Annotated in this window: 15 protein-coding genes; 10 read left to right on the forward strand and 5 right to left on the reverse strand. The window is 56.7% G+C overall.

Annotation, left to right across the window (positions count from 1 at the left end):
• The 4 genes from B2A78_RS18755 to lpxH form a co-directional block, all read left to right on the forward strand.
• On the forward strand, window positions 1-196 hold a 196-nt coding region (locus tag B2A78_RS18755; protein WP_143735221.1), incomplete at its 5' end, for a hypothetical protein.
• Window positions 168-827: a carbonic anhydrase gene (locus B2A78_RS18760; protein ID WP_077731560.1), complete on the forward strand. Its 660-nt coding sequence runs from the start codon at window positions 168-170 to the stop codon at window positions 825-827. The genes B2A78_RS18755 and B2A78_RS18760, both read left to right, overlap by 29 nt.
• A 93-nt stretch (window positions 828-920) precedes the next feature.
• The gene (locus tag B2A78_RS18765) at window positions 921-1,439 is read left to right on the forward strand and encodes a peptidylprolyl isomerase (RefSeq protein ID WP_205780830.1); all 519 of its coding nucleotides are present in this window, start codon (window positions 921-923) and stop codon (window positions 1,437-1,439) included.
• 19 nt (window positions 1,440-1,458) lie between these two features.
• Window positions 1,459-2,184, forward strand: a complete 726-nt coding sequence (gene lpxH / locus B2A78_RS18770) for a UDP-2,3-diacylglucosamine diphosphatase (RefSeq protein WP_143735222.1) — start codon at window positions 1,459-1,461, stop codon at window positions 2,182-2,184.
• A gap of 53 nt (window positions 2,185-2,237) precedes the next feature.
• Here the strand turns inward: lpxH and B2A78_RS27010 are convergent, their stop codons facing one another.
• The 5 genes from B2A78_RS27010 to B2A78_RS18795 all read right to left on the reverse strand — a co-directional run bounded on the left by B2A78_RS27010 (window position 2,238) and on the right by B2A78_RS18795 (window position 5,616).
• On the reverse strand, window positions 2,238-2,570 hold the full coding sequence (locus tag B2A78_RS27010; protein WP_346425852.1) for a zinc ribbon domain-containing protein: 333 nt from the start codon (window positions 2,568-2,570) through the stop codon (window positions 2,238-2,240).
• Window positions 2,509-2,931 carry a protoporphyrinogen oxidase HemJ gene (hemJ, locus tag B2A78_RS18780; protein ID WP_077731564.1) on the reverse strand — a complete coding sequence of 141 codons (423 nt, stop codon included), beginning with the start codon at window positions 2,929-2,931 and terminating at the stop codon, window positions 2,509-2,511. Before hemJ ends, B2A78_RS27010 begins: the two co-directional genes overlap by 62 nt.
• A 3-nt stretch (window positions 2,932-2,934) precedes the next feature.
• Window positions 2,935-3,435 (reverse strand): TlpA disulfide reductase family protein, encoded by a 501-nt coding sequence (locus B2A78_RS18785; protein ID WP_077731565.1) that lies wholly within the window; start codon window positions 3,433-3,435, stop codon window positions 2,935-2,937.
• 57 nt (window positions 3,436-3,492) lie between these two features.
• Complete coding sequence (locus tag B2A78_RS18790) at window positions 3,493-4,479, reverse strand: TIM44-like domain-containing protein (protein WP_077731566.1); 987 nt, start codon at window positions 4,477-4,479, stop codon at window positions 3,493-3,495.
• 99 nt (window positions 4,480-4,578) lie between these two features.
• Complete coding sequence (locus B2A78_RS18795) at window positions 4,579-5,616, reverse strand: M20/M25/M40 family metallo-hydrolase (protein WP_077731567.1); 1,038 nt, start codon at window positions 5,614-5,616, stop codon at window positions 4,579-4,581.
• 101 nt (window positions 5,617-5,717) lie between these two features.
• Between B2A78_RS18795 and B2A78_RS18800 the strand changes: the two genes are divergently transcribed.
• From B2A78_RS18800 to asd, 6 genes are all read left to right on the forward strand, one after another.
• Entirely contained in the window at window positions 5,718-6,389 is a 672-nt protein-coding gene (locus B2A78_RS18800) for a Bax inhibitor-1/YccA family protein (RefSeq protein ID WP_077731568.1), read from the forward strand.
• Between the two features lie 368 nt (window positions 6,390-6,757).
• Window positions 6,758-7,942, forward strand: a complete 1,185-nt coding sequence (locus tag B2A78_RS18805) for an aminotransferase class V-fold PLP-dependent enzyme (RefSeq protein WP_077731569.1) — start codon at window positions 6,758-6,760, stop codon at window positions 7,940-7,942.
• A 159-nt stretch (window positions 7,943-8,101) separates the two neighbouring features.
• Complete coding sequence (locus B2A78_RS18810; protein WP_077731570.1) at window positions 8,102-9,073, forward strand: D-glycerate dehydrogenase; 972 nt, start codon at window positions 8,102-8,104, stop codon at window positions 9,071-9,073.
• Window positions 9,074-9,078: 5 nt separating this feature from the next.
• A complete protein-coding gene (locus B2A78_RS18815; protein WP_240502585.1) occupies window positions 9,079-10,038 on the forward strand; it encodes a hypothetical protein in 960 nt (319 codons plus the stop codon).
• A gap of 95 nt (window positions 10,039-10,133) precedes the next feature.
• Window positions 10,134-11,240: an alanine--glyoxylate aminotransferase family protein gene (locus B2A78_RS18820; protein ID WP_240502586.1), complete on the forward strand. Its 1,107-nt coding sequence runs from the start codon at window positions 10,134-10,136 to the stop codon at window positions 11,238-11,240.
• A gap of 32 nt (window positions 11,241-11,272) precedes the next feature.
• Window positions 11,273-12,172 carry an archaetidylserine decarboxylase gene (asd, locus tag B2A78_RS18825; RefSeq protein ID WP_077731572.1) on the forward strand — a complete coding sequence of 300 codons (900 nt, stop codon included), beginning with the start codon at window positions 11,273-11,275 and terminating at the stop codon, window positions 12,170-12,172.
• Window positions 12,173-12,200 lie beyond the last annotated feature (28 nt).

Raw genomic sequence — 12,200 nt, forward strand, 5'->3', positions numbered from 1 at the left:
GGCGCAATTCATCGATCAGGACATCCTCGAAACCATCCACGACTTCGTGGCCGCCGCCTCGGACGACAACATCACCGTGGAATTGAAAAACCTCAACGGCACGCACGGCATCGCGACGCAGCGCGCCTCTACCACCGATAAACAGCAAACTGTAACCGGAGAAAATTATGAAACCGCTCGAAAGGCTGCTGCTTGAAAATAAGGCTTGGGCTCAGGAGAAAGCCGCTCACGATCCGGAATTTTTCGACAAACTACGGCAGCCACGGAATCCGGACGTGTTCTGGATCGGGTGTTCCGACAGCCGCGTGCATGCCGACCAGGTGACACAAACCGAGCCCGGTGAAATTTTCGTTCATCGGAACATAGCCAACCAAGTGGCGATCATGGATATGAATTTCCTGGCCGCGCTCGAATATGCCGTCGATTTTCTAAAGGTGAAGCACATCATCGTTTGCGGGCATTACGGCTGTGGCAGCATCAAAGCAGCGATGGGAAAACCGCATCCCGACCACTTGTTCATGAACAAGTGGCTCAAATACATCAAGGACATCCATCGTCTGCACCGAGAGAACATCGATGCCGAAAATTCGGAGGACGCGCGTCACAACCGACTGGTCGAACTCAATGTCATCGAACAGGTTCACAACCTGGCGCAGACCTCGGTCATTCAGCGAGCGTGGCGAGCCGGCGATCGTCCGGATCTCCACGGATGGGTTTACGGGTTGAATGACGGTATCATTAAGGAAATCGCCTCCCTTGAGGCTGACAGCTCGCTCGATCCAATTTATAAACAAGACCCGGAAATTAGCGCCGCGAAAGAACCCTAACCATCAACGCGATATACTATGAAGCTCGCCAAGATCGTTTTCGTTTGTCTTTTCGGCTTTGCCTTATCATCCATTGCAGCGGAGAAACCAAAAATGAATCAACCCGCCCCTCAAGTCCGGTTGGAGACCAATCTCGGGGATGTCGTTCTAACGCTGGATTCAGCTAAAGCCCCCGCCACGGTCGAGAACTTTTTGACGTATGTCAAAGAGGGGCATTATGACGGTACCATCTTCCACAGAGTCATACCGAACTTCATGGCTCAAGGCGGTGGTTACACCGAGGATTTCAAGCAGAAACCCACGCGCCCGGCAATCAAGAACGAGGCCGATAATGGACTTAAAAACAAGCGCGGAACGATAGCCATGGCCCGTACTCCGGATCCCCATTCCGCCACGTCTCAATTCTTCATCAATTTTGTCGACAATGCGTTCTTGGATTACAAGAGCGCCACACCGCAAGGATGGGGTTATTCCGTATTCGGTGAGGTCACCGAAGGCATGGACGTCGTCGACAAGATGGCAAAAATTCCGACGGGCTCCGGCGGCCCGATGGCATCGGATGTGCCGCAAACACCCATCATCATCGAGAAAGCGACCATCGTCGGTCAATAGACAGACGAAGCCATCTTCCTTGAAAAACGAAACGCTGTTCATCTCCGATCTGCATCTCAGCGTTACACGACCGGAAATTACACAGCGTTTCTTGCGGTTTCTGAAACGCCGCGCATCAGATGCCGAGCGGCTGTACGTCCTCGGAGACCTTTTCGACGCCTATCTCGGTGACGACGACAACTTCTCCCCTAACCGGGAGGTCAAGTCCGCGTTCAGGCAGCTTACGGACTCCGGCATCAAAGTGTACTTCCAGCACGGTAACCGCGATTTTCTGCTCGGCGAAAGCTTCGCTCGGGAAACCGGCATCCGCTTGCTTGCCGATTACGAGGTCATCGATCTCTTCGGGGTGTCCACGTTGATTACCCACGGAGATCTCCTGTGCACCGACGATGTTCAGTATCAGAGGGCTCGAGAACGCATCCGCACCGAGGCATGGAAACAAGCGGCGCTATCGAAGCCGCTTTGGCTGCGCCGCATGTACGCGCGCTGGTACCGCTTCAAGAGCGGGCTCGATAAGCGCGGCAAAACGGCGGAGATCATGGACGTCAACCCGGAAGCAGTGAGAGAAACCATGAGCCGTTATGGCGTGGATCGATTGATTCACGGCCACACCCACCGCCCCGCTGTTCATGAGTTCGAGATCGAGAATAAGCGATGTCGGCGCTTCGTCCTGCCCGAGTGGGGAAATGGCGAAACGGTCTTATGCTGGAGTCAGGAAGGTTTCCGTACGGAAGCAATTGAGTAGCAAGCTTCGCTTTCCGTCCCTGGAAAGGCGTGCAATCCGGTTTTGCTCTCCCATTAGTGTTTACATCCACATGCCCCTGCCCCACAACCATGTCCCGGACTGATGGCAGACTCTTTCCGAGCACCACTGCCGTGTACCGCGGGAGCCGATAATTTTTTCCGGACGTCGCCGCCGCAATCAGGGCACTTCGGTGGTGCCTCGCTGATTTTGTGCATGGCGGTGAACTCATGTTTGCAGGCTTCGCACTGATAGTCGTAAGTTGGCATGTAATTATCCTCGACAAGAATCGGCAAAATAGTTGTTTCGACAAGCGGACAGGGGAGATCAGAACGGCTTGAGCGTCGCCAGAAGCACGATCGCGAATAAGAACAAGACCGGCACTTCATTCATCCAGCGGAAAAAAATATGGCTGTGACCATTACGGTCATATTTCAGATCACGCAGCCATTTTCCGCATAAAGCGTGATAACCCACCAACAATCCGATCAGGAACAGTTTAACGCGAAGCCAGCCGCTGTCACCGTAGTCTTCCCAAGCATAGTCGTGGAGCATCCATAAGCCGAACACGAGCGTCAAAATCATTCCGGGAGTCATGATCCCAAAGTAGAGTTTACGTTCCATGATCTTGAACCGCTCGACGCTGACGGCATCGGCACTCATCGTGTGGTAGACGAACAACCGGGGAAGATAAAACAAACCGGCGAACCAAGTCACCATGAAGATGAGATGAAAGGCTTTCAGCCACATCGTTTACACGTCTCCGAGCATCCGCTCGACTCGCTCACGGAGATTCCGGGCATCGATTCGTCCCAGTTGGTGCATAACAATCCGGCCGTCAGGAGAAATCAAGAAACTATTGGGAACCAATCGGACCTGATCGAATGTTTCCGCCAGATGTCCGAGTGGATCAAGGGCCACGGGATAAGGCAACTGTTTCGCCTCGGCCAAGCTTAAAACCCGGCTTGGAACATCATAAGGCATAGCGACCGAAATCAATTTGAAACCTCGCGCGAAAAGCTGTTGGTATAACTCGGCCAGTTCGGGCATTTCCTCGATGCACGCCCGGCAGTCGCTGGCCCAGAATGTCACCAACACCGGATGACCGCGGAGCTCCCGCATCTGAATGTGCTCGCCCTTGATCGTGACGAACTCCGCATCCGGGGCGGTTCGTTGGAAACCCCATCGATACAGGCCGAGGCTTGCCACCGTTACGATGGCGAACGCCATGAGCCAAAATTTGGCTTTATTCATGAGCTGACCGGAGGGAAGACAAAGCTTTATCTTCCCCCCGCTTTAACCCAACTCTGCTCAGTCTTCCAACTGCTGAATTCCATCCAGGAACCAGGTCGGTTGACGGCTGTGTTTCGGACGTACGAAGTGCCAAACTTCGCGCACTTGCGTAGGTCTTTCCTCGGGAGACTCACGTATGATCACATCAAACAGTACGGTTGCCTCGCGGTCTGAGCCGAGGTCACGCACCTCGAGAAGTTCCACGTCGACCTTGAGCAGTTCCGTCCTGTTGCTCTCGGTTCCGCGAGCTCTCAATTGATCCTGAAGCTCGCCGAATACCTTGTCGGTGGTCAAAGCCCTTAACTGCGCCAAGTCTCCCTCGTCCCACGCTTTCTGCATCGTCTCGTAGGCCGCTCTTGCGCCGGAAAGAAAACCGGCCGAATCGAAATCCGTCGGAACCGAATTGGGTTGTCCGGCCGTGCCGGCAGTTTGCCCTGAAGACGAAGCACCTCGCCCTTTTCCGAACAGAACGTCCGTATCGAACCCCGAATTGCTCGCCTGTCCGGAATCGGCCTGACGCCGGTAAGCGTGATCGGATTCCGGATTCCGAGCCGAGTCCGTCCCCGAATAATATCCTCCTGCCGCTGCCGGTTCGCTCGATTCGGTTCGCCTCCGAGCGGCGAAAAACTTGAACAGCATGAATGCGATCAGCGCAAACACCAGAATGTCCAGGAAGTTGAGATGCTCGAAGGCCCCGCCGAACAGGAGAGCGCCCAATAAACCGCCCAAGGCCAGGCCACCCAGCATTCCCATGAGCCCGCCCCGTCGCGACATCGCTTCGCGCGCCGCCTGGTTCTTTTGGGCCGGCGATTGGTAGGCTTGTTGCTGAGCCGGAGAAGCGGATTGCGTCATATCGGTAGAGCGTTTATAGGGCGTGCTGTAGGACGGCCGGCTGCCGAACGACTTACCGCCGCCCACGCGCTTGGCGTAAGCGTCGCCCATTCCGGACAGCGCCAAGGACAGCCCGATCAATACGCTCAAAACCAATCCAGTACGTTTCTTCATCGATAACCCACGTCTGTAGTCAAGAATCGGATATGCCTGTTATATGGCAACGAATATTCAAAAATCAACCTTTGAACCCAAGGTGGGCATTAGACAATCTCAGGATAAGTAGGTTTGCAATAATTGATAACAGGCTTCCAGCGCTCCTAAATGAGCGATTTCGTATCCATGAGTGTTATCTGCGGGAAACCCGAGGCATGCGCCTTTCGGCACGTGCCCAGTTTTCATCGCCACCGACGCATCGCTGCCGAATTGGCTCAACACCGCGTATTGCACGGACACGCCCGTCTTACGCGCGGCCTCAGCAAGACGTCGATTCAACGTCTCATCATACATGCCATAGCCATCCTGAGACAAAAGTACGGGCTCTTCGTCGCTTTCGATGGGATACTCCGCCGATTTCGGGGCAATCTCGACGGCAATCAGCTCGTCGACTCGTTTCTGCCGGGTGTAATAGAGCGCTCCGATGGCTCCCACCTCCTCCTGCGCGGAAAAAACCAGATCCAAATCCGATACTGGGCTCTTCACGGTCTCGGCCAGCAGTAAAAGAATTGCAACGGCGGCCTTGTTGTCCAAGGCGTAACTGGCGACATAATCCCCCATCCGGAATGGCGCTTTCCGATGTTTGCCGATAACCATCCGCGTTCCCGGACGCACCCCCGCTTCTGTGAGTTCCGATTTGCTCAGTTTGGCATCCAGCCAAACGGTATCCCATTTCGGCGGCTTGTCTTCCTCGTATGCCTTTTGAGGCGATTCATGGCATACATGCCGGGAACCGAAACTCAGGATCGCCGGAATCGTTAAGCTGTCGCCGAGTAAATCCACAACCCCTTCCCCATAGACCCATGGGAAAGTACCGCCGAGCTTCCGGACCTCCACCTTGCCGTCTTCTCTCACACGCTTCACGATGCCGCCGATCTCGTCCTTGTGTGCGGTAATGGCGAGGACGCGAGCAGAGTTCGTTCCCCGAACGCTCGCGATGATATTGCCGGCATCATCTTGGCTCGCCTCGACGCCGATAGACTCGAGCCACGATAGGATGAACGCGTCTATTTCCTGTTCCTTGCCGCTTGGCGAATGACAAAGAACGAGATCTGAGATGAGGCGGAAAAATCGGTCTCGAAATGGCTCCCGCATGAAAAACCCCGTCTAGCTCAAACCATTACACGCGCAAGAAAAACTACTGTACCATTTCCTGGTCCAATTGCCCGATTATGTCCTAAGCAAAGGAGATCATTATGAATCAAATCAATCCGGCCTACGCTCGCGCTTCCGCCGGCGTATTGGAAACCAACAAAGTCCTACGCAACACTTATGCTTTGCTGGCCATGACGCTGACCTTCAGCGCATTCACGGCGGGCTTGTCGATGGCTCTGGAGCTACCCCACCCCGGAGTGATTGTGACGTTAATCGGATACTTCGGCTTGCTGTTCCTGGTTTCCAAGTTTCAGAACAGCGCCCTCGGGCTTGTCTTCGTATTTGCCCTTACCGGCTTCATGGGGCTGACCCTCGGGCCGATTCTCAATATATATCTGACCCAGATCGGTAATGGCCCGCAACTGGTGATGACCGCCCTTGGGGGCACCGGAGCGATTTTCCTTGGGCTGTCGGCCTACGCCCTGACCACGAGGAAGGACTTCAGTTTCCTGGGCGGCATGCTTACCGCCGGCATCCTGGTCGCGTTCCTCGCCGCACTGGCTGCGCTCTTCTTTCATATGCCGGGACTCCAGATCGCCGTGTCGGCAATGTTCATTGTTTTGATGGCCGGTCTCATTCTTTACCAGACCAGCGAAATCGTGCACGGCGGCGAGCGTAACTACATTCTCGCCACAGTGACCCTGTATGTGTCGATCTTCAATCTGTTTACCAGTCTCCTGCACCTGCTAGGTGTTTTTAGCGGCGACGAATAAGGTCCGATTCTCGTCGAAAACGCTCGGAGCGGGCCTTTTCCCGCTCCGGCATTCGGGTCCGATTGGATCGCGATCAGTCCCCGAAACGGACCGAGTCCCCGGCTCACTCGATCCTGGTTCAACCCTCACTTCTATTCCGGTGTGAAGAAGGGTTTTCCGCAAGTCCACTCGAATCACTAATCGTTATTGAATGAGCCGAGCACCATAGCCCCCATCTCGGCAAACGGGGCTTACCTTGAAGACAGCTTCTCCCCTGTGGCATGATTACGGGCTGTTTTTGGGCGGTCTTCTGCAGTCCATAGCCGGTTTTGAACTCCAGCGCGTTTTCGCGCCGTTCCAAGGTAACCACGTTCCATAAGGTGAAATTAATGCCAGGTCGAACTCATCTTTACGTTCCCGGTCCCACCAATATTCCGGACTCTATCCTGAGCGCCATGCATGTGCCGATGGAAGATCACCGGCGCCCCGATTTTCCGGAGCTGGTTAAGCCATTATTGGAAGATCTCAAAAAAATCTTCCAAACCGAAAAAGGCCAATGCTTCATTTTTCCCGCCACCGGTACGGCCGGCTGGGAAATCGCCCTGACCAACACCTTATCTCCCGGCGATAAAGTTCTGGCTTATCGCTTCGGCCAGTTCAGCCACTTGTGGATCGATATGGCACGCCGCCTCGGCTTCGATGTAGAGCATGAGGAAATCCCCTGGGGTGAAGGCATACCTTTGGATCGCTTGGAAGCGCGGCTCAAAGCGGATACAAATCAGGACATTAAGGCCCTCCTGATTTGCCATAACGAAACCGCCACTGGCGTCACCAACGATCTGGCGGGCGTACGCAAAGCCTTGGATGCGGCCGGGCATTCGGCCATGTTTTTCGTGGACGGGGTCAGTTCGATCGCCAGCATCGACTTCCGTATGGACGAATGGGGCATAGATATCGGTCTTGCCGGTTCACAGAAAGGATTCATGCTGCCCGCTGGTCTGGCCTTGCTATGCTTCAGCCAGAAAGCCCTGGATGCGCGCCAAAGCGCCAAGAGCCGTCGCTGTTTTTTGGACATTCAGGATCAGATGACGCACAACGCCGGCGGTTATTTCCCGTATACACCGTCGATCCCATTGCTCTACGGTCTGCGCAAATCCATCGACCTGCTGCTCGAAGAAGGGCTCCAAAACGTCTTTGCCCGCCACCACCGGCTTGCCGAAGGGGTGCGTCGCGCGGTTAAAGCCTGGGGACTGGAGTTGTGTGCCCGTGATCCGAAATGGTACTCGAACACCGTTTCCGCCATCGTCGTTCCGCAAGGCTACGATGCCCGCGACGTCATGCATTATGCGTATCACCGCTACAATCTTTCCCTCGGCGCCGGCTTGAGCGAGGTCATGGGCAAAGTGTTCCGCATCGGTCACCTGGGCGATCTCAACGAACTGATGCTGTGCAGCGCAATCGCGGGCGCCGAAATGGCCATGCGCGACACCGGCATCCAAGTGACGCCGGGCAGCGGTATCGCAGCGGCCTGCGAGTACTGGCGCGAAACGGCGCCGGCCGTCAAGCCGCGCTGACCGAGCCTTCGCCTCGACCTCGCTCGCCCCGGGGGAGCCGCAACAGCTTGAGACAGGCCGGAATGATCCGGCTGACTCGCGCAACGTCTTCCAGGGCAGAGGGCACGAAATCCGAGTAAGGTGGGTATTGCCCACCTTACGTAATTTGGAGCCTGCACCATGAGCAAACCCAAAGCCTTAGTCACCCGCCGCTGGCCCGAAGCTTGCGAAACCAAGCTTCAAGAACTGTTCGACGTCACTTTCAACACCGACAACCATCCGATGACCGCGGAGGAATTGAAAGATGCCCTGCGCAATTACGATGTGGTCATGCCGACGGTGACCGACCCGATCACGGCCGATGTGTTGAGTGCCGAACCTTTGCGTTGCAAGATCCTCGGCAACTTCGGCGTGGGTTTCAACCATATCGACATTGAGGCGGCCAAGGCGCGCGGCATCACCGTCACCAACACCCCCGACGTCCTCACCGACTGCACCGCCGACATCGCCATGTTGCTGATGCTGATGGCCGCCCGGCGCGGCGGCGAGGGCGAGCGCCATGTGCGCAGCGGCGAATGGACCGGCTGGCACCCCACGCACATGATGGGCACCAAGGTCACCGGCAAGACCCTCGGCCTGATCGGTTTCGGGCGCATTGCCCGAGCGATGGCGAAGAAAGCGCATTTCGGTTTCGACATGCCGATCATCTTTTTCGATCCTTATCCGCCTGCCCCTGAAGTCGTCAAGTCTTTTGACGCCGAACAATGCAGCACCATCGAAGAGGTGCTGCGCCGGGCCGATTTCGTCGCCCTGCATTGCCCCGGAAGCAAGGAAAACCGCCACCTCATCAACGCCGAACGCCTCGCATTGATGAAGCCCGCGGCTTACCTCATTAACACCGCTCGCGGCGACGTGGTCGACAACGCAGCTTTGATCGATGCCTTGAAGAAAAAAACCATCAAGGGCGCCGGCCTGGACGTGTTCGAAGGAGAGCCGAATTTGAACAAAGGGTTCCTCGAGCTGGACAACGTCGCCTTGTTGCCGCACTTGGGCAGCGCCACGCTTGAAACCCGCGAGGCCATGGGCATGCGGGTCATCGACAACGTCACGGCCTTCTTTGCCGGACAAACGCCGCGGGACAAGGTGGCCTGAACGTCGTGTCCGCCGCCGAAACGAACTCGTTCTGGCCTGCCGGAATGCTCGCGCCAGCCGAGTACGACGAACTTTGGGAGCGCATCCGGCCGGTCTTTACCGAGCGGGTGCGCGCTCACCGTATCGACGAGAGCCTGACTGCAAGACTCGCCTCGGTTTATCTTCCGCTTGGAGCGTGGGTGCGCCGGCAAAAATCGACGGACACGCTGGTACTGGGCGTCAACGGAGCCCAGGGATCTGGAAAATCCACACTATGCGACTTTCTCCAGCTGATCTTGACCGAAACCTATGGTTTCCGCGTCGCCGGATTCTCCATAGACGACATTTATAAAACGCGGGCCGAGCGCGAGCGCTTGGCGCGCGAAGTTCATCCGCTCTTGCTGACCCGCGGCGTACCCGGCACTCATGACGTCGACCTCGGGCTCCAAACTCTTCGCGCCTTGAAAACGGCCGGAGCGGATACGCTGACTCCCCTGCCCGCTTTCGACAAGGCACGCGACGACCGCAAACCGGTGGTTGAATGGCCGGTTGTTCGAGGCCGACCCGATATCGTTATTTTCGAAGGCTGGTGTGTAGGCACGCGGCCACAATCGGACGATGCGCTCGACTCGCCGGTAAACGAGCTGGAGAAAAGCGAAGACTCCGATGGCGCGTGGCGCCGCTACGTCAACGATCAGCTCAAAGGCGCCTACGCGATTCTCTTTGGGGAATTAAACAGGCTGGTCATGCTCAAAGTCCCCGGAATGGACAGCGTCTTCGAATGGCGCAGCCTGCAAGAGAAAAAACTGGCCGAAAATACCGATCCCAGCAACCGGCACCGTTTGATGGACGTCGCCGCGTTACGGCGCTTCATCATGCATTACGAGCGTCTCACGCGGCATACGCTGGATGAAATGCCGAACCGCGCCGACCTCACTCTTTATCTCGACGAGCATCATCAATTCACTCACGTACATATAAAATAAAACATCGAAAAATGAGCATCCGATCTTTCCACCCTCCCGTCCGCACCCTTATGGGCCCTGGCCCGTCCGACGTCCACCCGAGAATTTTGGAGGCCATGGCGCGACCGACGATCGGCCACCTGGACCCCCGCTTCATCGACATGATGGATGAAATGAAGGCCTTGCTGCACTACGCCTTCAAGACCAGTAGCGAATTGACTCTGCCGGTTTCCGCCCCCGGCTCGGCCGGCATGGAAACCTGCTTCGTCAACCTCGTGGAACCGGGCGATACGGTGATCGTATGCCAAAATGGCGTTTTCGGCGGTCGGATGAAGGAAAACGTGGAACGTTGCGGCGGCAAGGCCGTCCTAGTCGAGGACGAATGGGGCATGCCCGTCGACCCGAACAAAGTAGCCGATGCCCTCAAGGCCCACCCGGAAGCCAAGATCGTAGCCTTCGTTCAGGCCGAAACGTCCACCGGCGCGTGCTCGGACGTGGAGACGCTTGCCCGGCTCGCCCATGAGCATGGCTGCCTGGTCATCGTGGATGCCGTGACCTCGCTCGGCGGTTCTCCGCTAAAAGTGGACGAATGGAACGTCGACGCCATCTACTCCGGCTCGCAGAAGTGCCTATCCTGCACGCCTGGTCTTTCGCCGGTCAGTTTCAATCAACGGGCGATCGAGGTCATCAAGAATCGCAAGACCAAAGTGCAAAGCTGGTTCCTGGATCTCAGCCTGGTGATGAATTACTGGGGCGGCGGTACCAAACGAGCCTATCATCACACGGCGCCGATCAACGCGCTGTACGGCCTGCATGAGGCTCTGGTACTGCTCCAGGAGGAAGGGTTGGAGAATGCCTGGCAACGGCACCAGGACATGCATACCGCGCTGAAGGCCGGTCTCGAGGCGATGGGACTGCGCTTCATCGTGCCGACAGCGGCTCGCTTGCCCCAGCTCAACGCGGTCACGATTCCGGAAGGTGCCGATGATGTTTATGTCCGCTCGACCCTGCTCAACCGTTACGGCCTCGAAATCGGAGCGGGACTTGGAGCACTGGCGGGCAAGATTTGGCGCATCGGACTCATGGGGTTCAGCGCATCGCCGAAGAATGTTTTGGTTTGCCTGAGCGCGCTCGAAGCCGTGCTTGCCGAAACCAAAGCCCCGATTACCGCCGGAGTGGCCGTAACCGCTGCTCAAAAGGTTTTTGCCGAGCGGGGTTATTGATTCCTTCGCCCCAAGCACCAATTGATCCCACTATGTCTACCTCGGAAAAACTCTTCGCGCTCGGCCAGCATGTGCTGCCCCAGCACATGCTGTCGCGGCTGATGGGTTCGATAACCCGGTGCCGGAACAGCGCCTTCAAAGATGCAATGATTCGCTCATTCATCAAGCTGTACGGCGTCGATATGGCGCAAGCTGCCGAGCCGGATCCGACTGCTTACGGCTGCTTCAACGAGTTCTTCACCCGCGCGCTCAAACCGGAGACCCGCCCCATCGCGCCCGAACCCGACGCCGTAGTCTGTCCGGCGGACGGCACCGTCAGCCAAATCGGAGCGATTACCGAGGGACGCATCATCCAGGCCAAGGAAAAAGATTTCAGTGTGGCCGAGTTGCTCGGCGGACACGCGGAACAAGCAGAGTTGTTCGCCAACGGCCGGTTTGCGACAATCTACCTCTCGCCGCGGGACTATCATCGCCTGCACATGCCCCTCGACGGGACGCTCAAGGAGATGACCCATGTTCCCGGAAAACTGTTCAGCGTCAACGCGGCCACCACGGCCAATGTCCCGAATCTGTTCGCGCGCAACGAACGCGTTATCGCGCTGTTCGACACCGAGGTCGGGCCTATGGCATTGGTCCTCGTAGGAGCCATCTTTGTCGCCAGCATCGAAACGGTTTGGCATGGCGTCGTTACCCCGCCGACTAGCACGACCGTACGAACCTGGCATTATCCGGAGAACCCGCCGGTCCTTTCCCGCGGCCAGGAAATGGGGCGCTTCAATATGGGATCTACGATAATCGTTCTATTCGGCGATAACGTGGTCGAATGGGAAGAATCGCTCGTGCCCGACAGTATCGTCCGCATGGGACAATCCTTGGCTAGGCTCACACATCAAACGGCGCAAAGTTCCGACCACCGGCAACTGACCGCGTGAAGACAGATACCTGATCGGACAAATGAAG

The sequence above is a fragment of the Methylocaldum sp. 14B genome, from assembly GCF_002005105.1.
GTDB lineage: Bacteria > Pseudomonadota > Gammaproteobacteria > Methylococcales > Methylococcaceae > Methylocaldum.